Source organism: Salipiger sp., assembly GCF_059781815.1.
Map to the genome: position 1 here is coordinate 24369 of NZ_JBYNAH010000001.1, position 21694 is coordinate 46062.

Annotated in this window: 20 protein-coding genes; 14 read left to right on the top strand and 6 right to left on the bottom strand. The window is 65.9% G+C overall.

What is annotated here, in order from left to right:
* Positions 1–4: 4 nt before the first annotated feature.
* Positions 5–514, bottom strand: coding sequence for a protein-export chaperone SecB (gene secB, locus AC6RA4_RS00125; protein ID WP_500156193.1), 510 nt, complete (start codon positions 512–514; stop codon positions 5–7).
* Between the two features lie 57 nt (positions 515–571).
* Positions 572–1087: an FxsA family protein gene (locus AC6RA4_RS00130; RefSeq protein WP_500156194.1), complete on the bottom strand. Its 516-nt coding sequence runs from the start codon at positions 1085–1087 to the stop codon at positions 572–574.
* A gap of 103 nt (positions 1088–1190) precedes the next feature.
* Between AC6RA4_RS00130 and AC6RA4_RS00135 the strand changes: the two genes are divergently transcribed.
* Genes AC6RA4_RS00135 through AC6RA4_RS00145 form a run of 3 tightly spaced genes read left to right on the top strand, consistent with a single transcriptional unit; the run spans position 1191 to position 3483 of the window.
* On the top strand, positions 1191–1850 hold the full coding sequence (locus AC6RA4_RS00135; protein WP_500156196.1) for a Tim44/TimA family putative adaptor protein: 660 nt from the start codon (positions 1191–1193) through the stop codon (positions 1848–1850).
* Positions 1850–2893, top strand: coding sequence for a murein transglycosylase A (gene mltA, locus AC6RA4_RS00140; protein WP_500156198.1), 1044 nt, complete (start codon positions 1850–1852; stop codon positions 2891–2893). The genes AC6RA4_RS00135 and mltA overlap by 1 nt, the downstream gene beginning before the upstream one ends.
* The gene (locus tag AC6RA4_RS00145) at positions 2890–3483 is read left to right on the top strand and encodes a Smr/MutS family protein (protein ID WP_500156200.1); all 594 of its coding nucleotides are present in this window, start codon (positions 2890–2892) and stop codon (positions 3481–3483) included. The genes mltA and AC6RA4_RS00145 overlap by 4 nt, the downstream gene beginning before the upstream one ends.
* A gap of 3 nt (positions 3484–3486) precedes the next feature.
* On the opposite strand, the gene idi is transcribed toward AC6RA4_RS00145, so the two are convergent.
* Positions 3487–4008, bottom strand: a complete 522-nt coding sequence (gene idi / locus AC6RA4_RS00150) for an isopentenyl-diphosphate Delta-isomerase (RefSeq protein WP_500156202.1) — start codon at positions 4006–4008, stop codon at positions 3487–3489.
* A 138-nt stretch (positions 4009–4146) separates the two neighbouring features.
* Here idi and AC6RA4_RS00155 point away from each other — a divergent pair, with 138 nt between their 5' ends.
* The gene (locus AC6RA4_RS00155) at positions 4147–4575 is read left to right on the top strand and encodes a c-type cytochrome (protein WP_500156203.1); all 429 of its coding nucleotides are present in this window, start codon (positions 4147–4149) and stop codon (positions 4573–4575) included.
* A gap of 108 nt (positions 4576–4683) precedes the next feature.
* Here the strand turns inward: AC6RA4_RS00155 and AC6RA4_RS00160 are convergent, their stop codons facing one another.
* Complete coding sequence (locus AC6RA4_RS00160) at positions 4684–5802, bottom strand: polysaccharide biosynthesis/export family protein (RefSeq protein ID WP_500156205.1); 1119 nt, start codon at positions 5800–5802, stop codon at positions 4684–4686.
* A 190-nt stretch (positions 5803–5992) separates the two neighbouring features.
* On the opposite strand from AC6RA4_RS00160, the gene AC6RA4_RS00165 reads away from it, so the two are divergent.
* Positions 5993–6604: a sugar transferase gene (locus tag AC6RA4_RS00165; RefSeq protein WP_500156207.1), complete on the top strand. Its 612-nt coding sequence runs from the start codon at positions 5993–5995 to the stop codon at positions 6602–6604.
* Between the two features lie 10 nt (positions 6605–6614).
* On the opposite strand, the gene AC6RA4_RS00170 is transcribed toward AC6RA4_RS00165, so the two are convergent.
* Entirely contained in the window at positions 6615–7286 is a 672-nt protein-coding gene (locus tag AC6RA4_RS00170; protein ID WP_500156209.1) for a YjbF family lipoprotein, read from the bottom strand.
* A complete protein-coding gene (locus AC6RA4_RS00175; RefSeq protein WP_500156211.1) occupies positions 7283–9367 on the bottom strand; it encodes a YjbH domain-containing protein in 2085 nt (694 codons plus the stop codon). Before AC6RA4_RS00175 ends, AC6RA4_RS00170 begins: the two co-directional genes overlap by 4 nt.
* A gap of 274 nt (positions 9368–9641) precedes the next feature.
* Between AC6RA4_RS00175 and AC6RA4_RS00180 the strand changes: the two genes are divergently transcribed.
* The 9 genes from AC6RA4_RS00180 (at position 9642) to AC6RA4_RS00220 (ending at position 21694) form a co-directional block, all read left to right on the top strand.
* Positions 9642–10475 (top strand): flagellar motor protein MotB, encoded by an 834-nt coding sequence (locus AC6RA4_RS00180; protein ID WP_500156212.1) that lies wholly within the window; start codon positions 9642–9644, stop codon positions 10473–10475.
* Positions 10476–10580: 105 nt separating this feature from the next.
* Positions 10581–11879: a flagellar hook protein FlgE gene (locus AC6RA4_RS00185; RefSeq protein WP_500156214.1), complete on the top strand. Its 1299-nt coding sequence runs from the start codon at positions 10581–10583 to the stop codon at positions 11877–11879.
* Positions 11880–11918: 39 nt separating this feature from the next.
* Positions 11919–13379, top strand: coding sequence for a flagellar hook-associated protein FlgK (gene flgK / locus AC6RA4_RS00190; protein WP_500156216.1), 1461 nt, complete (start codon positions 11919–11921; stop codon positions 13377–13379).
* A gap of 24 nt (positions 13380–13403) precedes the next feature.
* A complete protein-coding gene (locus AC6RA4_RS00195) occupies positions 13404–14408 on the top strand; it encodes a flagellin (protein ID WP_500156218.1) in 1005 nt (334 codons plus the stop codon).
* Positions 14405–15517, top strand: coding sequence for a flagellar basal body P-ring protein FlgI (locus tag AC6RA4_RS00200; protein ID WP_500156220.1), 1113 nt, complete (start codon positions 14405–14407; stop codon positions 15515–15517). Before AC6RA4_RS00195 ends, AC6RA4_RS00200 begins: the two co-directional genes overlap by 4 nt.
* A 100-nt stretch (positions 15518–15617) precedes the next feature.
* Positions 15618–16487 carry a flagellar motor stator protein MotA gene (motA, locus tag AC6RA4_RS00205; protein WP_500156221.1) on the top strand — a complete coding sequence of 290 codons (870 nt, stop codon included), beginning with the start codon at positions 15618–15620 and terminating at the stop codon, positions 16485–16487.
* On the top strand, positions 16484–18727 hold the full coding sequence (locus tag AC6RA4_RS00210) for a hypothetical protein (RefSeq protein ID WP_500156223.1): 2244 nt from the start codon (positions 16484–16486) through the stop codon (positions 18725–18727). Before motA ends, AC6RA4_RS00210 begins: the two co-directional genes overlap by 4 nt.
* A gap of 148 nt (positions 18728–18875) precedes the next feature.
* Complete coding sequence (flhA, locus tag AC6RA4_RS00215) at positions 18876–20936, top strand: flagellar biosynthesis protein FlhA (RefSeq protein WP_500156225.1); 2061 nt, start codon at positions 18876–18878, stop codon at positions 20934–20936.
* On the top strand, positions 20933–21694 hold the full coding sequence (locus AC6RA4_RS00220) for a flagellar biosynthetic protein FliR (protein WP_500156227.1): 762 nt from the start codon (positions 20933–20935) through the stop codon (positions 21692–21694). Before flhA ends, AC6RA4_RS00220 begins: the two co-directional genes overlap by 4 nt.

The window sequence follows — 21694 nt, forward strand, 5'->3', positions numbered from 1 at the left end:
GCGCTTAGGCGTCGAGCTTCTGCTCGCCGGCGGCGGCGCTCGCCTGCTGGCGGCGCAGCAGTTCGTTGCGGTACAGCGCGACGAAATCGATCATCTCGAGGTTCAGCGGCGGGAAGCCACCGTCGCGGGTCACGTCCGAGACGATGCGGCGCGCGAAGGGGAAGATCATCCGCGGGCACTCGATCAGCAGGAACGGGTGCAGCTGCTCTTCCGGGACGTTTTCGATGTGGAACACACCGGCATAGTCCATCTCGAGGATGAACAGGGTGGTGTCGGTGCCCTTCGACTTCGACTCGACCTTGAGCTTGAGGACAACCTCGTACTGGTGATCGGCGGTGCGCTTCTTGGCGTCGAGGTTCACCTGAACCTGCACGTCGGGTTGCACTTCGCCGTTGCTGCCCTTCTGGGCCAGGATGTTCTCGAACGAGAGGTCGCGCACGAACTGCGCGAGCACGTTCATCTTCACCGGGGCCTGTGCTGCGGCCTCACCGTTTTGGGTGGCTTCTTCTGCCATGTGGTCTCACTCCTCGAAACAGGTTTGGCTATGCAATAGCAGCCCCGAGACGGCGTCTCAATGCTTCGTCCAGCCAGAGCCGGGGTGATTTGGCTTCTTGCCCTGGCCAAGCTCGGTAAACTCCCCGTCGATGACGTCGCCCTCGCCGGAATGCTGCGGGTTTTGCCGGATGTCGGGCCGCGGGCCGGGATGCGGCCCCGGACGGCCGCCCATCTCGAAGCGGGTCACGGTCACACGGCGCGAGATGTAATTCAGCACCATCTTGCGGAAGGCCGGTGTCAGAAGCGCAAAGCCCACCGCATCGGTGAAGAACCCCGGTGTCAGCAGCAGGGCCCCGGCGAGCAGGATCATCGCGCCATGGGCCAGCGGCGTGGTGGGATCCTCGAGCCGCGAGAACGAGCCCTGCAGATCGCCCATCGCCCGCAGCCCCTGCGAGCGCACCAGCCAGGTGCCGATCACCGCGGTGATGACGACGATGGCGAGCGTCGGCCAGAGGCCGATCAGGCCGCCCACCTGGATGAACAGGCCGATTTCGATCAGCGGCACGAGCAAGAATGCCAGAAAAAGCCACATATGCGGTCTCCCTTCGGGTTGGGGGCCGGTAGACTTGCCGGGACCCAGCCCCTACATAGGATTGCAACGACAAAACTTCCACGTTTGCGCGCATGAGGTGCCGATGAACACGCCGATCGTCCAGCTTCTGGTCCTTGCCGGGATCGCGATTTTCCTGATCCTGCGGTTGCGCAGCGTGCTGGGAACCCGCGACGGCTTCGAGAAGCCCCAGGCCCCCGCTCCCAGCCGCCGCGACGACACCGCGCGCGACTTCGAGGTCATCGAAGGGGGCCCCGATCGCGACATCATCGATCACGTCCCCGAAGGCAGCCCCGCCGCCGAGGCCCTGGCCAAGATGAAGCGCGCCGAGCCCTCCTTCGGCGTGGGTGAGTTCCTCTCCGGCGCGCGCGGCGCCTACGAGATGATCCTGATGGGCTTCGACAATGGCGAGATCGAGGATCTCAAGCCGTTCCTGTCCGACGAAATCTACGAGACCTTCAGCGATGTGATCGAGCAGCGCGCCCAGCAGGGTCTGACCATCGAGGCGCAGTTTGTCGGCGTACGCGAGCTGACACTGATCGACGCGACCTTCGACGACGCCGAGCGTCTGGCCGAGATCACCGTGAAATATGTCGGTGAGCTGACCTCGGTGGTGAAGAACGCCGCCGGCGAGGTGATCGAGGGCAGCCCGACTGCGGTCAAGCGCCAGAAGGATGTGTGGACCTATGCCCGCCGCATGGGCAGCGACGATCCCAACTGGCAGCTGGTCGCGACCGACGAATAATGCGACAGGCGATCCGTGCCGCGATCCTCGCCGGCATGGCACTGGCAGGCACCATGAGCGCGGCGGACACAGACACCACATACCAGATTCTCGAGTTCTCCGATCTCGACGGATGGGCGGCGGACGATCACTCCGCCGCCCTTTCGGTATTCCTCGAGACCTGTGGCGATCTCAGGGAACCCGACTGGCGCAGCCTTTGCGCGCTGGCGCGGGAAACCGACGATGCGAAAGACTTCTTCGAGCTGTTCTTCCGCCCGGTGCTGATTTCCGACGGAGCTGACGGACTCTTCACCGGCTATTTCGAGCCCGAGCTCGACGGATCGCTGATCGAGACCCCGCGCTATCGCTACCCGATCTACCGCATGCCGCCCGAAGCCGTCGAAATCCGGCCCTGGCTCGAGCGGCGCGAGATCCTGTCGACCGACGTGATGCGGGGCCGGGGGCTCGAAATCGCCTGGGTCGACGACCCGGTCGAGCTGTTCTTTTTGCAGGTTCAGGGCTCTGGCCGTATTCGCCTGCCCGACGGGCGCCATCTTCGGGTTGGGTACGGCGGGGCCAACGGCCACCCCTACCGCTCGATCGGCAAGGAACTCGTCCGGCGCGGCACCTTCGATCCGCACCAGGTTTCGGCGCAGGTGATCAAGAACTGGGTGCGCAGCAACCCGTTCGACGGCGAGGACCTGCTCTATCACAACCCGTCCTACGTCTTCTTTCGCGAGGTGAGCGAAGTGCCCGCCGAGCGCGGTCCGCTCGGTGCGATGAACCGCTCGATCACCACGCTGCGCAGCATCGCCGTCGATCCCGCCTTTACCCCGCTGGGCGCGCCGGTCTGGATCGAGAAGGCCGGGGCCGAGCCGCTTCACCGGCTGATGATCGCGCAGGATACCGGCTCGGCGATCAAGGGCGCGCAGCGGGCCGACATCTTCTTCGGCACCGGCGATGCTGCGGGGCGTCGGGCGGGCGAAATCAAGGATCCGGGCCGCCTCGTGGTGCTTCTGCCGATCCAGCGCGCCTACGCGTTGCTGCCGGAATCGGTGCTATGAGAAAGCGGCGGCTGCGACCGGAGGAGCTGGAGCTATGGCAGCAGGTGGCCAGATCCGCCGAGCGCCTGCCGGGGCAGAAACCGGCGCCAGAGCCCGAAGAGGCCGCGAGCCGGCGGCCGCCGCGCAAATCGCCGCCGCCAAGAGATCCCCTGCCCTCTTTCGATCTCGGCAGCCGGTCGCAACCGGCGCCCGAACATCACGATTTCCTCGGCACCACCTCGGACCGGCTGGCGCGCGATCCGGTGCGCATGGACTCTAAGGCGTTCACCCGGATGAAGCGCGGCAAGCTGGTCCCGGAGTCGCGCATCGACCTGCACGGCATGACCATCGATCAGGCCCATCCCGAACTGATCCGCTTCATCCTGACCTCGCAGACCCGCGGCTTGCGGCTGGTGCTGGTGATCACCGGCAAGGGCATGCGCGAGGATCCGCACGATCCGATGCCGCGCCGGCGCGGTGTCCTGAAGACGCAGGTGCCGCAATGGCTGCGCCTGCCGCCGGTGGCGCAGGCGGTGCTTCAGGTCTCCGAGGCGCATGGCAAGCATGGAGGCTCGGGCGCCTATTACGTCTATCTGCGCAAGCGCCGCTGAGGCTCAGAGATCCGCGAGGATCTGCTCGGAATGCTGGTCGAGATAGATCCGCAGCCACGGCGTGAACCGCTCAGGCTCGTCACGCGTCTGCCGATGCAGATCGTCGAGCGCGACCCAGTCGGTGTCCATCACCTCGTCCGGGTTCGGCGCGATCTCCAGCCCCTCGGGCGCATGGCCCACGAAAATGTCGACCAGCTCGTGCTCGATCATGCCGCCGCCCACGTCGGCACGGTACTCGACCTGGCCGCGAGGGCTGAGCGCGACGCCCTCGATCCCAAGCTCTTCGCGCAACCGGCGCAGGGCACAGTCGAGCGGCGCCTCGTCCCAATGCGGATGGGTGCAGCAGGTGTTCGCCCAGAGCCCCGGCGTGTGATACTTGCCGAGCGCCCGGCGCTGGATCAGCACCGCGTCGCCGCGCAGCAAAAAGACCGAGACGGCCTTGTGCCGCAGGCCCTTGAGATGCGCCTCGAGCTTGTCGACCGGCGTCAGCGTGCCGTCGACCCATGCGGGGATGTCGTTGGTCATGGCGCTTCTTTCCAATGCCATGCGGGCGGCGTCAAGCCGCACTGCCATTTGGTCGCAGACGGGCGGTCCGGCTATTGTTGAGCCGCGCGACACTGCGCTAGGTTTTTGTCCGGAGATACGTCACGGGAGACAAAATCCATGAAACTCAAGATAGCCACGGCCATCGCCGCAGTGACTCTTGCAGGCAGCGCCATCGCTCAGGAGGCCGGCGACGCCGCCGCGGGCGAGGATCTTTTCGGCAAGCGCTGCCGGTCGTGCCACATGATCGTCGACGATGCCGGCGAGACCATCGTCAAGGGCGGCCGCACCGGCCCGAACCTTTACGGCGTGATCGGCCGCGAGGCCGGCGCGGTCGAGGATTTCCGCTACAAGAAATCCATCGAGGAAGCCCGCGCCAAGGGTCTGGTCTGGGATGAGGCCACTTTCGAGGCCTACGTTCAGGACCCGAGCGGTTTCCTCAAGGAATACCTCGATGACAGTGGCGCGCGCTCGGGCATGAGCTTCAAGCTGCGCGAAGGTGCCGCGGACGTGTATGCTTACCTCGCCTCGCTCAGCGGCGAGATGTGATCCTGCTGTAACGGTCCGGAGCGGCGGAGCCAGGACCGCCGCGACCGGAGCAACGAAAAAGGGCGCATCCTCGGATGCGCCCTTTGCATTTCAAACTGTCGCCGGGGATCAGTTGGCGAGACCGGCGATCTGCTGCGTGGTGCCGAAGGCGGTGCCGATCAGCGAGAACAGCGTCCGGGTCTGGCTGAGCGGGGATTCGGTGGCCAGCACGGTGTCGCCCGGGTTCAGGGTGAACTTCCGCGCCGAGAACAGCCCGTCCGCCGAGGTCAGATCGAACACGAACACCACTTGCTGCATGTTCGGAGCGCTGCCATCGGAGCGCAGCTGGTGCACATCGTATTCGCGCAGGATCAGGACACCCTGGGGGTCGGCGCGGGTATCTGCGAGACCGCCAAACAGTGCGACGGATTCGATGGCCGAAACCTTGTCCTTCGGGAAGTCGATCAGCGCTTCCGTGCCCGAGGCGCCGATGGCGGTGAAGGTCTTCTTGTCTTCCTCGATGATGACGGTGTCACCGGGCATCAGCAGGGTGTTGCGCGTGCCGTTGTCGAGCAGGTCTTCCGCCGAGGTCTCGTAGGTCGAGCCGTCTCGCAGCAGCCGCACGCGCGGATTGTTGAGGCTCGGGCTGATGCCGCCGCCATCCGCGATCAGGCCGAGGATCTTGTAGTTGCGCGAGGGCATCGGGTAGGCGCCGGGCCTTGCCACGCCGCCGACCAGTTCGACCGAGTTGCTGCGGCCCTGATGCAGGCTGAGCTGCACCTGCGCCGAGGGCGCGATCTGCATCAGCTGGTCCTGGATGCGGGCGCGCGCCGCCTGCGGTGTGAGACCGCGGATATGCACGTCATCGACATAGGGAACAAAGACCGCGCCGTTGGGGCCGACCTCGACCCCGGTCAGCGCCGCGGACTTGGCGGTGGCGGCGGTCAGCAGGGAGTTTTCCTGGCTGTCCCAGATCACGATATCGACCTTGTCACCGGTCTGGATGACGCTCGAGTTCGTGCCGGAGGAGGTTCCGGGCCAGGCGTATTCGTTTTCCCAGCCGGTGCGCGGCCAGGTGGCGATCATCGGCATGTTCGCCCGGGTCACCGGGATCACCTGGAACGAGGGGTTCTCAACGTTGTATTCGTTGATGATCTCGGACTGGACGGCCGCGCCGCGGGGCAGCTGTGAGCAGCCGGCGGTGATCAGGATCAGGAGCGCAGCGAGAATTTTGTGTGGTCTTGGCAATACAGGGGCCCTCGGAAATCCTTTGGTCGTATCACAGGCTTTCTTAGCCTTTGTCGCAGGTGTTAGACAATCTTCTATCGTCGGAAACGCCAATCGGACAGGTAATCGTGACAGTATCAGCGTTTTGCCAGCGGGACAGGCGAAAACCGGCCACCCGATGCGTCAGGCCCCATCCGGCGGAGGCGCGCGCATGACGTTCTCTAAACGTGCTTTCGATGTGGTTCTGTCCTGCCTTCTCATCGTGGTTCTGTCACCGGTGATCGTGGTCATTGCCCTGCTGATCCTGATTCGGGACGGCGGGCCGGTCCTCTATCTCTCGGAACGCATGAAGACGCCGGACGAGGGCTTCCGGCTGTGGAAATTCCGCACCATGACAACGGATCTTCATGACAGTGGCGTGTCGGGCGGCGACAAGGCCAACCGGATCACCCGCACCGGCGGCATGTTGCGGCGCTATCGGCTCGATGAGCTGCCCCAGCTCTGGAATATCCTGCGCGGCGATATCAGCTTCGTCGGGCCACGCCCGCCCTTGCGGCGCTATACCGAGATGTTTCCCGACCTCTATGTCGAGGTGCTGAAATCGCGCCCGGGTGTCACCGGGCTTGCGACGCTGGCCTTCCACCGCACCGAAGAGCGCCTGCTCGCGCCCTGCAGCAGCAAGGAAGAGACCGAGGCGGTTTATTGCCGGCGCTGCGTGCCGCGCAAGGCGCAGCTCGACCTGATCTATGCCCGCCGGCGCAGCCTGTGCTACGACGCGCGGCTGATGCTGGCGACGGTGCTCCGCCGCATCTCACTGCACTGATTGCCGCCGGTTATCGCCGGATCTTGTGCATCGCGACATAGCCGAGGTTCTGCCCCAGCCATTGCCGTGAGGCGAGCACGTCTCCGTCGTTCGAGACAACGTAGTAATCCACGAACGGCGGGCCGTCGGCGCTTTCGCAGGCGGCGACCACTTCCGTCGCCATGCCCTGCACGAGGCCCATGGAGACCTCGACCGGTTTGTCGGGCTCGACGCCACAGCGGTAGGTGAGCACCTCGGTGACATCCTCTGGCGTCAGGAAACGCTGAATATACGTCGCCTGCCCGGTCCGGCGCGCCCGTACCAGTTCGAGCAGCGCCGCCTCGTCGGTCGACATCAGATCGCCGCTGAGGCCGCGCGTGCCGGTGATCATGCCGTTGCGCATGGTCACCGCCTGACGACCGACGTTGGCGTAGGTGTCATAGGGTCCGTTCTGCTCGATCCGGATCAGCAGCGTCTGCGAATCCCGGTCCGTCACGCTGAGGAAGGCGACGGGCAGGTCGGTCGCCGTCAGGGTCCGGACGATGCTTTCCTGGCTGACGCGCGAGGGTGTTCCCTTGCCGCCGAAGATCGCGCCGTAGGCCGGTTTGAGCGGAAAATCGTAATACGGGTCGTTGCTGCAGCCGACCAGCGCGGTGCTCAGCCCGAGAACCGCGGCAAGACGCGGAAACAGTCGCGAAATCATCGCCAGAATCTCCCCCAGGAGTTGGCGACATCGGGCTCGTGCCACGTGCGCACCTGTTCATAGAGCCGGCTCGAGACATTGAGCCGGGCGCCGCCGTCACGCTGCACCGAGCGGATGGTGAAGGTATCGGTCCCGCGCGAGGGTTGCGCCGTGCCGATCGCGAAGGGAACCGTCAGCATGATGCCCTTGTCGAACGAGCCTTCGCCGAACTCTTCCTCCGAGACATCGGTGAAGGTGGCAAAGGCGCCGACCCGCCAGCCATTGGCGAATTCGCGCGACAGGGTGAAGGTCGCGCCGTAGTCGCCGGCGAGATAGCGGCCGACATCGACCTGACCGTGGAACCCGTTGCCAAAGGCGTAATAGCCCGAGACATGGCCGTTCACGTCGGGGATCTCGCGTTCGATGCCGGAGACCGGATCGACGGTGACGTTGTCCTGAAGCCCGAACAGGCCGTCATAGGCGCGACGGCGCACGTAGTTCAGCTCGGCGCCGAGGGCGAAGCGGCTGTCGGCGGGTTTCCAGAGCACCTCGCCCGACACGCCGGCATACATCCGCTCGAGATAGCCGACGCTCAGACGGCTGTAGAAATCGGGGCCCGGGCGGCCGTAGAAATCCAGCGTCAGGCGGCTGATCGCGGGATCGCCCTGCTCGGCATATTCCTTGTAGTCGGTTCGAACGCGCGGCAGCAGCGACTCGGATTCCCGCGTGATGCTGTCGAGATTGCCGAAGACCTTCTTCTTGATCGCGCCCGAGAGCACGATGTTCGGCCGCAGCTCCCAGCTCGCCGACAGGCTCGCGCCGACGTCGATGCGCAGCGGGGCTTCCGGGTCGAAGGTGGCGTAATCGTAGTAGGGCGTCAGCTTCCAGGTGAAGCGCGGGAATTCCTCGAGATCGGGCGAGAGTCCGCGGCCATAGGCATCGGTGATCTTGGTCCGCGCCAGCATCTCGACCGCGGCGTCGTTCTCGAGCGCCTCGAGATCGCTGCGCTGCAGGATCACCGCCGACATCGGGATGCCGTTCTCGGTCGGCACGATGACGAATTCCTCGACCGAGGCGGGCATCAGCCGGGTCATGACCCTTGCGGTGCGGCCGATGGCCTGCGCAGGGGCGCCGTAGGTCGGGTTGCGCAGCTGGACGGTTGCCGTGCGCGCCGTCAGGTCGAAACCAACGAGGTCGATCTTCTCGCGCTCGAGGCTCGAAGCGAGCCGCTGCTTGGTGCCTGCCTCGGCGCTCGCGAGATCTGTCGTCCAGCCAAGATCCGAAGCCGTTTCGGGCGCCCGCGGCTTGACCGGCAGGCCACCGGTCTCGGCGCCGCCGGGGGTGCCGAGGGTCTTGGGGTTGAACGGATAGCTGAGCTGGAGCCCGAAGGTATCGCCGTAGGCGTAGTAGAGCGACAGCTGCGAGTTGTTGTCGAAGCGGTACTGCACCCCGACATTGACCGGCGAGTTGTGGTTGAAATCGCTCTTCGCGGTTTCCTGGTCATACTGGTCCGAGGAGTATTCAAGCTCGAACGTCAGGCGGTCGTTCGGCGAATAGCTGATGCCGGCGAAAGGCGCGACATCGCCGCGAAACCAGCGGTCATAGGTCGGGATGCCGCCGCGGCCGAGGATGGTTTCGGGGCGGGTGCCGAAGGTCGCGATGGGATCGTAGCTGCCAAGCCGCCCCCATCCCAGACCGCCGGTGACCTTCAGGCCCTTTGCCAGCGTCTTGGTGGCGACGATGTATTCGCCGCTGTAGATACCGGTGCCGATGAAATCCTGCAGACCGACGGCGATCGCCGGGCGCATCCGGGTCTCGCTCAGAAGCTGAAGGCGGATGTCGAAGCTGCGGTCGTAATAGACCCCGTCGACGCTCGACGGGTCGTCGAAATTCTCGATCCCGGTATAGCGGAACGTGCCGGTGAGCCACGGCGTGATCTGGAAGGCCAGCGAGCCGCGGTTGCTGTCGGCAATGCGGCCGTAGGTCAGGCCGATGGTCGCGTCGGGCGCCATCTCGGCGGTCGGCATGTCGATCAGACCGGGCGAACCATAGGTGTTGTAGCTCGGGAAGGTCTGCGAATAAGCCGCCCCCGTGACAAGCATGACCCCCGCGGCGGTCGCCACGACGCCAATGCGTCTCGCTCTTTTTGCTGCCCCAGCCGCCATTCAGCAGACCCCGTGTTCCGTAAGGTTCCTCGGCCTTACAGCTATTCGGAAACCGGTCATCTGTCTATCTGCAGGAGACTCGCGCTCGCGGTTTGTGGGATTCTCGGCACGTCTTCGCCCGTGAATGCGCTAACAGTTTTAAACGTTAAGCCAAGGGTAACTGCCGCTCCGCTAGACCCCTGCCCGGGGTGAAAGACAAAGGTGGTGGAACATGGCGGTCGACAGCAATGTCGCCCCGGTCATCATCAAGAAGAAGAAGGTTTCGGGCGGTGACGGGCATCACGGCGGCGCATGGGAGGTCGCCTATGCGGATTTCGTCACTGCCATGATGGCCTTCTTCATGTTGATGTGGCTACTGAACGCGACAACTGAAAAACAGCGCAAGGGGCTGGCGGACTATTTCAGCCCGACGATCGCGGTGAACCGCGTATCCGGTGGCGGGGATGGCAGCCTCGGGGGCGAAAGCATCTTTTCCGAGAACGTGCTGCCGCGGGTCGGCACCGGCGCGACCAGCCTCCGGCCGACCTCGCAGAACGCCGCAAGCGGCGCCGGACGGCTCGGCGATGACGGGGCCGAGGCCCCGAAGGACGAGGCTCTCGAGGCGGTCGAGGATCTGCTGATGGGGCATGGCGGTGAAAGCATGATCACCGACAACCTGATGCGCCACATCGTGACCCGCGTCACCGATGAGGGGCTGGTGGTCGAGCTGTTCGCGACCGAGGACGCCCCGCTGTTCGATCCCGGCGGCGCCCCGACCGAGCTGTTGCGCGCGCTGTCGGGCGTGATCGCCCGGGTGTCGGGGATGGTCAGCAATCCGCTCGCCATCGAGGGGCATGTGGGTGCCTATCCCGTCGTGCTTGCCCGCGATCCTTCATGGGAGGTCTCGACGCGCCATGCCGACCGCTTCCGCGAGCTGCTGCTCTCCGACGGGCTCGAGAAGGCCCGGATCAACCGGGTCACTGCGCACGCGGATCGCGAACCCTCCGAGAGCAACCCGATGGACCCGCGCAACACCCGGCTCGAGATCATCTTCCTGCGCAGCTGAGCGGCCGGAGATGTGCTTCGGATTTTAGCTGTTAGGGCCGGGTTAAGCCGCAGCCTCTAACTCTGGTGACGAGTTCTTCGAAGGTGACAGCAGAAAGGCGCGTCCATGACCATTTCTTCGTCTCTCAATGCCGGCGTTTCGGGACTGTCGGGCAATGCCAGTCGCCTCAGCGCGATCTCCGACAACATCGCCAACTCCTCGACCTACGGCTATCGCCGGGTCGAGACGGATTTCACCGCGCTGGTGATGTCCAGCGGGCGTCAGCGCGCCTACACCGCCGGCGGCAGCTCGATCGACAATCTGCGGCTGGTCGACGAGGGCGGCGCGATTGTCTCGACCAGCAATGCCACGGATCTCGCGGTGGACGGCATCGGCATGCTGCCGGTGGCATCGCAATCGCAGTTCGAGGCGACGGGCGAGCCCGAGCTGCTGCTCACCTCGACCGGTTCGTTCCGGATTGACGAGAACGGCTATCTGGCAAGCGAGAACGGGTACTACCTGATGGGCTGGCCCGCGGCTCTCGATGGGACGATCCCGCCCTACCCGCGCGACACGATCAACGGGCTGGAACCGGTCAAGTTCAGCCTCAGCCTCACCGGCGACCCGACCACCTCGGTCGATATGGCACTGAACCTGCCGGCCACCGCCACGCAGGCCGGCGCGGGAGGCGATGCCGAGTATCTCGAGATCGAGTATTTCGACAATGTCGGCATCTCGCAGAGCATCTCGATCACCTTCACGCCAACGGTGCCCGCCACTGGGATCTCGAACGAGTGGACCATGGTGATGACCGACAGCGCGCAGGACGGCGCGGTGATCGGCGAGTATACCATCACCTTCGACGACACGACCGGCGCGGGTGGCACGATCGCCACCGTGGCCGATATCACGGGCGGTGCCTACGATGCCGCCACCGGCCTTTTCACCGTCGACGTGGCAGGCGGCCCGATCGAGTTCGATATCGGTGCGGCCGGCACCACCGGCGGCCTGTCGCAGCTTGGCGACAGCTTCGCGTCGATCTCGATTTCCAAGGACGGCTCCTCGGTGGGCAACATGGTCTCGGTCGAGGTCGACGAGAACGGCTATGTCAGCGCGCTCTACGACAGCGGCCAGAGCCAGGTGCTGTATCAGGTCCCGCTAGTCGACCTGCCCAATTACAACGGCATGATTGCGGTCGACGGCTCGACCTTTCGGCCCTCGCCGGACAGCGGGTCCTTCTTCCTCTGGGACGCGGGCGATGGCCCCACCGGCAGCGTGAAATCCTACGCGCGGCAGGAATCGGCCACCGACATCGCGCAGGAACTGACCGACATGATCCGCACCCAGCGCGCCTATTCCTCGAACGCCAAGGTGATCCAGACCGTCGACGAGATGCTGCAGGAAACCACCAACATGAAGCGCTGAGCCCGGTAGCGGGATCGGCGCCTGACCGGAGGGCGGAAAATGTCATTGAGCGGAGCACTGTCCAACGCCCTAAGCGGGCTCACGGCCAACAGCCGCGCCGCCGGTCTGGTGGCCTCGAACATCGCCAACGCGACGACGGAGAGCTACGCGCGGCGTACGCTCGATCTCACCTCGCGCGCCCTGGGAAGCTCCGGCGGAGTGCTGATAGACGGCGTCACCCGCCATGTCGATCTCGCGGTGCTGGCGGACCGGCGTCTGTCGGATGCGCAATCCGGCTTTGCCGACGGGATGCAGAGCTTTTCCAGCCGTATCGAGACGCTGCTCGGCGCCTCCGACAGCGCCGGCTCGCTGGTGGGGCGCTATGCCGCCTTCGAGACCGCGCTGCTCTCGGCGGCCTCCGACCCGTCCTCGGACCAGCGCCTCACACTTGTCGCCCAGCGCGCCGAGGATTTCACCACCATGCTCAACGAGGTCAGCGAAGAGATCCAGGATGCGCGCACCGATGCGGATTGTATGATCGCCGTCCAGGTGGATCGCCTCAACAGCGCGCTGGGCCGGGTGTCGGAGCTCAACATCGCGATCGGCGACAGCCTGCTGCGCGATGGCGATCCGGCGTCGCTGATGGATCAGCGTCAGCGCGTGATCGACGACATCTCGGACATCGTGCCGCTGCGCAGTGTCGCGCGCGACAACGGAGCGCTTGCGCTCTATGCGGCGTCGGGCACCGTTCTGCTCGATCCGGACTTCCACAGTGATCCGGTCGAGATCAGCTTCGCCCCGCAAGACCCGGTCACGGCCGATCTGAGCATCGGCGGCGGCGGACTGTCCGGGCTCGAGATCAATGGCCAGCCGATCAACAGCAGCAATGACGGCCCGCTCGGCGGCGGGAGCCTCGGCGCCCAGTTCCAGATCCGCGATCTGGCCGGACCCGAGATGCAGGCGGTGCTTGACGGCATCGCCCGCGACCTGATCGACCGCTTCGCTCCGGGTGGGCCCGATACCACGCTCGCCGCCACCGATCCCGGACTTTTCACCGATGCCGGCTCTGCCCTTGATCCGATCGATGAGACCGGCCTCGCCGGGCGCATTGCACTCAACGCGCTCGTCGATCCGGCGGGCAGCGAGGTCTGGCGTTTGCGCGATGGCCTCGGCGCGGCAACCCAGGGCCCGGTGGGCGAGGCGCGCCTGCTGCAGGGCTACTCCGACGCGCTCAAGGATCTGGTCAGCCCGGGCTCGACCGCGCTGGGCACCGGGGCGCAGAGTTTCGCCCAACACGTCGCCGATTTCCACGCCGCCATCGCCGCCGCCCGGCTTCGGGCCGATGGCGAGCAGAGCTTCAGCAGCGCCCAGAACACCGCGTTGAAGGAGCTGGAACTGTCGAAAGGGGTCGATACCGATGCTGAGCTGCAGGATCTGCTGCGCATCGAGCAGCACTACGCGGCGAATGCGCGGGTCATCACCGCGGTGGACGAGCTGATGCAGACCCTGCTGAACATCTGAGGCTGAACACCCGAGGAGGCGCGAATGGACACTGTCGGAGATCTTGCCAGAACGCTGGTGCTGCGCACGCATCAGACCCGTCTCAACCGCGATCTCGACCGGCTCGGCACCGAGATTGCCACCGGCTTCGTCAGTGATCCGGTTGCACATCTCGGCGGCGACGTCTCGACCCTGCTCTCCATCGACCGGCGCCTGACGCAGCTCGAAACCTACCGGGTCAATACCACCGAAGCCGCCTTCCTCACCGGCACGATGCAGACCACGCTGGAAGAGATTCAAACCCGCTCCGAGCTGCTTTCGCAGGTGCTGCTCGCGGTCGAGCTCACCCCGAACGACGAGATGTTCCGCACCCTCTCGACCGAGGCTGGCAATGCGCTTGGCCATTTGCTCAACGGTCTCAACCGTTCGGTCGCCGGCCGTTTCCTGTTCTCGGGCACTGCCACCGATACCCCTTCGGTGATCGACAGAGAGGCAATGATCGCCGAGCTTCAAGCCGCGCTGGCCGGTGTCACCGCCGCCGCCGATGTTGAAACCGCACTCGACACATGGTTCGACGCCGCTGGCGGCGGCTTCGAGACTGACGCCTATCTCGGCGCGACCACCTCGCTCGCACCGCTGCAACTGAGCGCGACCGAAAGCGCCAGCGTCGATATCCGTGGCGACGATCCGGTGTTTCGCGACGTGATGAAGGCGATGGCCAAGGCCGCGCTGGCAAGCGACGGCTCGCTGACCCTGAGCGGCGCCGTCAAGGTTGAGCTTATCTCGACCGCCGCGCTCGATCTGCAGACCGCGATGGCGAGCATGGTCGAACTGCGCGCCGGTCTCGGGACGCTGGAACAGCGGATCGAGGAAACCACCGCGCGCAACGCGGCGGAGCGGACCGCCACCAGCATCGCGCGGCTCGACCTGGTCGGCACCGACCAGTTCGAGACCGCCACACGCTACGAGAACACCCGCGCCCAGCTCGAGAGTCTCTATGCCATCACCGTGCGGTCCTCGCGCATGTCGCTGGTGGAGTTCCTGAGATGATCCGGTCCCTCGTCGGTTGCGCCATTGCGGTGACGTTGGTCTTCACGGCCCAGATCGCGGCGGCGCAGGCGGTGCGGATCAAGGATCTGGTCGAATTCGATGGCGTGCGCTCCAACGATCTCGTCGGCTATGGGCTGGTGGTCGGGCTCAACGGCACGGGCGACGGGTTGCGCAATGCGCCCTTCACCGAAGAGATCATGCAGAACATTCTCGAACGCCTTGGCGTCAACGTGACCGGCGAGCAGTTTCGGCCCCGCAACGTGGCGGCGGTCTTCGTGACCGGTCGCCTGCCGCCCTTCGGGCGTGCCGGCAGCCAGATCGACGTGACGGTTTCGGCCATCGGGGATGCCAGCAGCCTGCTGGGCGGAACCCTGATCATGACCCCGCTCAACGCCGCCGATGGCCAGATCTATGCCGTTGCGCAGGGCACTGTGATCGCGGGTGGGGTCAATGCCGAGGGCGATGCCGCGCGGGTGGTTCAGGGGGTGCCGACCTCGGGCATGATCCCGGCGGGCGCTCGGATCGAGCGCGAGGTCGAATTCGCCGTCTCCGACCTGTCGACCCTAAGATTGGCCCTGCGAGAGCCCGACTTCACCACTGCGGCGCGGATCGAAGCGGCGATCAATCGGCGGGTCGGGCGCCGCGCGGCAGAGATGCTCGACGCGGGCACCGTCTCGGTGACCCTCGGTCAGACCGGGATCGGATCTCCGGCGCAGGCGGTGGTCGCGATTGAAAATCTGCCGGTGGAGCCGGAACGGCGCGCCCGCGTCGTGGTCGATCAGCGTTCGGGCACCATCGTGATGGGCGAGGATGTGCGGATCTCGCGTGTGGCTGTGTCTCAGGGCAACCTGACCCTGCGGATCGAGGAAACCCCGATTGCCGTCCAGCCGAACCCCTTCGCCGAGGGCGAGACGGTGGTGGTCCCCCGCACCGGCGCCGACATCGTCGAAGAGCCCGGGATCGGGCTGGCCGAGGTTCCGGGCGGCACCTCGCTTTCCGAGGTGATCGCGGGGTTGAACGCACTCGGCGTTTCGCCGCGCGACATGATCGACATCCTCAAGAGCATCAAGGCCGCCGGCGCGCTGCATGCGGATTTCCTCGTGATGTAGCTGCTCGAGGCGCTGGCGCTGAGGGTTTGTTAACCGCCGCTGCGCTAGCACTTAGGGCAGACGAAGGCAGCCTTGCGGAAATGGTGAAGGAGTCGCCGTAATGATGGGAATCATCGGGATCGTCGTGATCTTCGGCATGGTGTTCGGTGGTTATCTGCTTGCCGGGGGCAAGATGTCGATCATCCTGAAATCGCTCCCGTTCGAGATGATGATGATCGGCGGTGCCGCGCTCGGCACCTTTCTGATCGGAAACGATGGCAGCGTCGTCAAACACACGCTCAAAGACGTGGGCAAGGTGTTCAAGGGCGTGAAATGGAAGCCTGGCGACTACAAGGATCTTCTCTGCCTTCTGTTCGAGCTGATCCGCCTGGCGCGGCAAAGCCCGGTGGCCATCGAAGAGCATGTCGAATCGCCGGACGAGTCTGCCATCTTCTCGCGCTACCCCAAGATCCAGGGCGACAAGATCGCGATCGAATTGATTTGCGACACCATGCGCTCGATGTCGATGAACTACGACGATCCTCATCAGGTCGAAGAGGTGCTCGACAAGCGGATCGAGGCGCTTGAACATCATCGCATGCACTCCAGCCACGCGCTGCAGGCGATGGCGGATGGTTTGCCGGCGCTTGGCATCGTGGCTGCGGTGCTCGGAGTGATCAAGACGATGGGGTCGATCGACCAGCCTCCCGAGGTTCTGGGCAAGCTGATCGGTGGCGCCCTGGTGGGCACCTTCCTCGGCGTGTTCCTCGCCTATGGCTTCGCGGGCCCGTTCGCGGTGAAGGTCAAGGCGGTGGTCGAGGAGGATCTGCATTTCTATCAGCTGATCCGCGAGGTTCTGGTCGCCAACCTGCACAATCACGCCACCAATATCTGCATCGAGGTCGGCCGCCAGAACACTCCGGCGCATTTCCGACCAAGCTTCACCGATCTCGAGGAAGCCCTGAAAAACGTCAAGCAGGCGGCGGCATGATCCGGGCGGCGCTGCTTGCTCTGTTGTTTTCGCTGCACGCGGGCGGCGCGCTGGCACAGGAGATCCGCGTCCGGTCCGGGGAGCATGGCGCGTTCACCCGGTTGGCCTTCGATATCCCGGTCGGAACCGAATGGCAGCTGGATCAGGTTGCGCCGCGCGAGATCGAACTGCGCTTTGCCGGCAGGAGCTTTACGTTCGACAGCAGCGGCGTCTTCGACCGGATCGATACCGCGCGCCTTGCCAGTCTCGAACAGACGCCCGGGGGCGCCGGTCTTGACCTCGGACTCGGGTGCGCCTGCGTTGCAGAGGCCTTCCTTGCGGCGCCGGACATGCTGGTGATCGACATCCGCCCGGGCGAGGCGGCGGAGACGGCCACGCCAGAAACGCCGGGGGGCGCGCAGCAAATGCCCCTGTCCGAGATCCGGGTCGGTGCGCTGCCAGGGATCGGCCCGGCGCCTGCGCGCGACCCGCTGCTTCCCGGATTCGCGCCTCAGCCGGCAGCTTCCGAAGCGGAGCGGTCGGCAGCCGAAACCGTCGCCCCGGCAGGAGAGCTGGATCCGGCGGCGCTCGAACGACGCTTGGCCGAGCAGCTGGCTGTTGCCGCCACAGACGGTCTGCTTTCGCCCGGTTTGCGCCCGTTTCAGGCGACTCCGTCAGATGAGCAGTCGCAGTCACCATCAGAAAACCGCGCTGCCGCGGCATCGCCGCCGGATCTCGCGGGCCACGGCGCTGCGATCGAGGCCTCTATCCTCGATCGAGACCCCTCCGACATGCGGGCGCGTGTTCGGATCGGGGGTACCGGCTGCGTTGCGGACGCGGCGCTCGAGGTCTCGCCCTGGGGAGACGAGCAAACCTTCGCGACGGCCCTTCCGGACCTGCGCAAGCGGCTCTACGGTGAGTTCGACGCCCTCGATCCGGAGGTCCTCGCCGAGCTGGTTCGCGCCAATATCTATATCGGGTTCGGGGCCGAGGCGCGCGCGCTGCTGGAAATGGCGCCCGAACACCGCGATCCCGTGCTCTACGCGCTCGCGGGGATCGTCGATGGCGAAGCCGATCGCGCCGGTGTGTTTGCGGGCCAGACCGATTGTGCTGGGCCGGCATCGCTTTGGGCCTTGGCCGGGGCGCCCGTGCTGCCGCGCGACGCCCAGGTCGACCACAGGGCGATCCGGCGTGGATTCGAGGCTTTGCCCGACACGCTGCGCAAGGTGCTCGGCCCCACGCTGGCAACCCGTCTTGCCGAGGCTGGCCATCCCGAAGCCGGGCGCAATCTGCTCGCACGTCTGCAGCGTTCGGGCGGCGCCCCGGAGGAGGACATGCGCTTCAGTCAGGCTCAGATCGACCGCTTGGAAGGCGCGGTGGACGAGGCGACATCGGCCCTCGCAGATCTGTCACACAGCGCTGGCGCGCATGCGCCCGATGCGGTCGCCGCGACCATCGAACTGGCCTCGTCGCAGGGAGCGCCGGTGACGACCAGGATGACCGATCTCTCCGCCGCCTATTCGACCGAATTGCGCGCCACCGAGAAGGGACCGGATTTGTGGCTTGCCCATCTGCGGGCGCTGTCCGCGAATGACCTGTTTCAGGAGGGGTTCGCCACCTTCCGCCAAGGCACGGATATGCCCGAGGAGACCCGAAAGACGGGGGCATCGGAACTGCTCCTCTCTCTTGCAGAGCGCGGCTCGGACACCGCTTTTCTGCAAGAGGCTGTTGCGCGACGGGCCACGTTCGAGACGCTTGTCTCCGGGGCGGTCGCGCTTGCGGTTGCGGGCCGGTTGCTCACCCTTGGTCTTCTTGACGAGGCGTTGGTCTGGGCGACGCTCCCGACGATCGAGCGGGACAATCGTGACAGGCGGCTTCTGCTGTCGAAGGTTCATCTCGCGCGATCCGATCCGCAACAGGCCGAGATCGCCCTCATCGGCCTGCAGGGGGAGGATGCGCTTGCGCTGCGGGCCCGGGCGCGCGCCATGATGGGCGATTACGATTACGCGCAGACCGCGTTCGGCGCGCTGGGCGAAACCGGAGAGGCCCGAACGGCAGCCTGGCTGGCCGGGGACTGGGGGGCGCTTGCCGGCGAGGAGGATGCGATCTCGGCGACGGCGGACCTGGTCGAGTCCGAGCTTCCCGCCAGCACTGGCGCAATTCCGAGTCTCGAGCTTGCCGAGGCGCTCGCGACCTCCGGGGCCGAGACCCGCGACACGCTCCGCGCCCTGCTCGACCAGACCCGGCTGGCGGAGGATTGACCATGAGAGCCGACCGTCCGGGAACCGCCTCGCCTTGGCCGTTCGTGTCTCAGCGCTGTTTCCGTTCAGCGGTCCGAGCGGGTCCACGGGTGGCCCGGCCCGCGGCCGCAAGCCGCGCGGAACCGGGCCCAGGCTGATGGCGCCGGGCATGTTCTTCAAACCAACCGTTCTGCTCGCGGTCGCGCTGATGGCGGTCATCGTGATGATGATCCTGCCGGTGCCTGCCTGGGTGCTCGATGTCGGTCTCGCGGCGTCGTTCGGCCTCGCGATCCTGATCTTCACGGTCACCCTGTTCATCGAGCGCCCGCTCGATTTCTCGGCGTTCCCGACCATCCTGCTCGCCTCGCTCATGCTGCGGCTTTCGCTCAACGTGAGCTCGACCAAGCTGATCATCGGTCAGGGTCATACCGGCACCTCCGCCGCCGGCGATGTGATCGAGGGCTTCGCCAATTTTGTCATGGGTGGCAGCGTCTTTCTTGGCCTCGTCGTTTTCGGCGTGCTGATGATCGTGAACTTCGCGGTGATCACAAAGGGGGCCGCGCGCATGGCCGAGGTGGGTGCACGCTTTGCGCTCGACGGTATGCCTGGCAAACAGCTTGCGATCGGCAGCGACATGTCCGCCGGGGCCATCGATCATGCCGAAGCCAAGGCGCGGCGCGAGCGGGAACAGCAGAAGACGACCTTCTTCGGCTCGCTCGACGGGGCTTCCAAATTCGTCAAGGGCGACGCGGTGGCGGGCCTGCTGATCACGCTTCTGAACCTCCTGATGGGCATGGTGATGGGGATCTTTGGCCAGGGCATGCCGCTCTCCCGCGCGTTCGAGACCTATGCCATCCTGACGGTTGGTGACGGGCTGGTGTCGCAGATCCCGGCGGTGATCATCTCGATCGCGTCGGGGCTGCTACTGGCCCGCGGTGGCGCGGTCGGCGCCACCGATGTGGCGGTCGCGGCGCAACTGGCGCGGCATCCGGCGGCGCTGGGCACGGTGGCGGTTCTGATGGCGCTCTTCGCGCTGGTGCCCGGCCTGCCCTTCCTGCCCTTCATCCTCGGCTCCGGCGTTCTGGGAGGGCTTGCGGTCTACATGGCGCGGCGACAGTCCGAACCGCCGCCCTCTCCCGAGGGCGATGCGCCGGAGCCGCCCCGCGACCGTCCCATCGGTGACATTCTCGATGTCGACGAAATCCACGTGGAGTTCGCGCCTGACCTAGTGAACATGGTGCTCGATCCCGGCACCGGGCTCGATGTCCGGATCGACAACATGCGCCGCCATATCGCCTCGGGCTTCGGCATCATCCTGCCCGAGATCCGGCTGACCGACGCGCCCGCGCTCGAGACCGGCATCTACGTGATCCGGATCCATGGCGTCGAGGTCGCGCGCGGCGAGCTCAATCCCGATCTCGTGCTCGCCCTGATGCCCGACGACCACGCCAGCCTTCCCGGCGGACGCGATGTCACCGAGCCGGTCTATGGCGCCCCGGCGCGCTGGATCAAGCCCGAGCATCGCGACCGTGCCGCGCTGACAGGGGCCACCATCGTGACTCCGACCGAGGTTCTCGCGACCCACCTGCTCGAGGTCATCAAGCGCAATTTCGGGCGGCTTCTGACCTTGAAAGCGCTCCGGCGCCTGCTCGACGAGATGGTCACCCTCAGCAATCCGGCGCGGGCCGAGGCGAACCGTCACCTGCTCGATGAGCTGATCCCCGACAAGGTCCAGATCGATACCCTTCATCAGGTCCTGCGGCTGCTGCTCGAAGAGCAGGTCAGCATCCGCAACCTGCCCCTGATCCTCGAAGCGATTTCCGAAATGCGCGGCCAGCAGCTCCGGCCGGACGTGATCTGCGAACATGTGCGCCAGCGCCTCGGCTTCCAGCTGGTGGCCGGCATGCGCCGGAAAGACGGCACGATCCCGCTGATCCAGCTTGCCCCGGAATGGGAAGACGCCTTCTCGACCTACCAGATCGAAGGCGCCGGCGGCGGGCTCGACGTCGCGTTGCCGCCCGAGCTGTTCGAAAGCCTGACCAGCGGTGTCGCCGAGGAAATCACCGAGGCCGGAAATCGCGGGATCTTCCCGGCGCTGGTGACCAGCGCCCGGCGCCGCCGCTTCCTGCGCACGATCCTGTCGGCCAAGGGCATCGTCAACCCTGTGCTCTCCTTTGAGGAAATCGGCATCGAGGCGCGGCCGTCGCTTGTCGGGGTGGTCGCGGCATGAGCGCGGCCGGGACGCTGATGCCGCTGCTCACCGGCTGGTGGTGGGCGGCGCTGGTCGTGTTTTTGCGCATCGGCGCGATGATGGCGGTGCTTCCCGGGCTGGGCGAGCAGACGGTGCCGATGCGGGTGCGGCTGGCGCTCGGACTTGGGCTCACCGTCACCGTGCTGCCGGCGAGCGGTGTCGCGCTGCCGCCGCCCGGGCTCCCGACCGTCGCATGGGCGCTGCTGACCGAAAGCGTGACCGGGCTGATCCTCGGGCTCTGGCTGCGGCTCTTCATCCACGCGCTGCAGACCGCTGGCAGCATCGCGGCGCAATCCACCTCGCTCGCGCAGCTGCTTGGCAACAGCGCGGCAGACCCTATGCCGGCCATCGGCCATGTGCTCACGGTCGCGGCGCTGGCGCTGCTGATGGCGACCGGGTTTCACGTCAGGGTGGCCGGGTTCGTGATCCTGTCCTACGATCTTTTCCCGGCTCTGATCCTGCCCGATCCGGCGCTCATCGCGCAGGCCGGTTGGGGGCAGGTCGCAAGAGCGTTTGCCCTCGCCTTTACGCTCGCGGCCCCCTTCGTGATCCTCTCGGCGCTCTACAATCTGACGCTCGGTTTCATCAACAAGGCGATGCCGCAGCTCATGGTGGCCTTCGTCGGGGCGCCGGTGATCACCTTCGGCTCCATCGCGATGCTTCTGGTAACGGCGCCCCTTATGCTCTCGCTCTGGCTCGGTGCGGTCGATCGCTTCCTCTCCGGTCAGATCCCGTAG

Bases quoted from the DNA above. Each gene is read 5' to 3' on its own strand.
- AC6RA4_RS00130 (WP_500156194.1), bottom strand. From the start codon at position 1,087: ATGTGGCTTTTTCTGGCATTCTTGCTCGTGCCGCTGATCGAAATCGGC.
- secB (WP_500156193.1), bottom strand. From the start codon at position 514: ATGGCAGAAGAAGCCACCCAAAACGGTGAGGCCGCAGCACAGGCCCCG.
- AC6RA4_RS00200 (WP_500156220.1), top strand. From the start codon at position 14,405: ATGATCCGGTCCCTCGTCGGTTGCGCCATTGCGGTGACGTTGGTCTTC.
- AC6RA4_RS00135 (WP_500156196.1), top strand. From the start codon at position 1,191: ATGAACACGCCGATCGTCCAGCTTCTGGTCCTTGCCGGGATCGCGATT.
- AC6RA4_RS00170 (WP_500156209.1), bottom strand. From the start codon at position 7,286: ATGATTTCGCGACTGTTTCCGCGTCTTGCCGCGGTTCTCGGGCTGAGC.
- AC6RA4_RS00145 (WP_500156200.1), top strand. From the start codon at position 2,890: ATGAGAAAGCGGCGGCTGCGACCGGAGGAGCTGGAGCTATGGCAGCAG.
- flhA (WP_500156225.1), top strand. From the start codon at position 18,876: ATGTTCTTCAAACCAACCGTTCTGCTCGCGGTCGCGCTGATGGCGGTC.
- AC6RA4_RS00165 (WP_500156207.1), top strand. From the start codon at position 5,993: ATGACGTTCTCTAAACGTGCTTTCGATGTGGTTCTGTCCTGCCTTCTC.
- AC6RA4_RS00195 (WP_500156218.1), top strand. From the start codon at position 13,404: ATGGACACTGTCGGAGATCTTGCCAGAACGCTGGTGCTGCGCACGCAT.
- mltA (WP_500156198.1), top strand. From the start codon at position 1,850: ATGCGACAGGCGATCCGTGCCGCGATCCTCGCCGGCATGGCACTGGCA.
- AC6RA4_RS00180 (WP_500156212.1), top strand. From the start codon at position 9,642: ATGGCGGTCGACAGCAATGTCGCCCCGGTCATCATCAAGAAGAAGAAG.
- AC6RA4_RS00220 (WP_500156227.1), top strand. From the start codon at position 20,933: ATGAGCGCGGCCGGGACGCTGATGCCGCTGCTCACCGGCTGGTGGTGG.
- AC6RA4_RS00210 (WP_500156223.1), top strand. From the start codon at position 16,484: ATGATCCGGGCGGCGCTGCTTGCTCTGTTGTTTTCGCTGCACGCGGGC.
- motA (WP_500156221.1), top strand. From the start codon at position 15,618: ATGATGGGAATCATCGGGATCGTCGTGATCTTCGGCATGGTGTTCGGT.
- idi (WP_500156202.1), bottom strand. From the start codon at position 4,008: ATGACCAACGACATCCCCGCATGGGTCGACGGCACGCTGACGCCGGTC.
- flgK (WP_500156216.1), top strand. From the start codon at position 11,919: ATGTCATTGAGCGGAGCACTGTCCAACGCCCTAAGCGGGCTCACGGCC.
- AC6RA4_RS00175 (WP_500156211.1), bottom strand. From the start codon at position 9,367: ATGCTTGTCACGGGGGCGGCTTATTCGCAGACCTTCCCGAGCTACAAC.
- AC6RA4_RS00155 (WP_500156203.1), top strand. From the start codon at position 4,147: ATGAAACTCAAGATAGCCACGGCCATCGCCGCAGTGACTCTTGCAGGC.
- AC6RA4_RS00185 (WP_500156214.1), top strand. From the start codon at position 10,581: ATGACCATTTCTTCGTCTCTCAATGCCGGCGTTTCGGGACTGTCGGGC.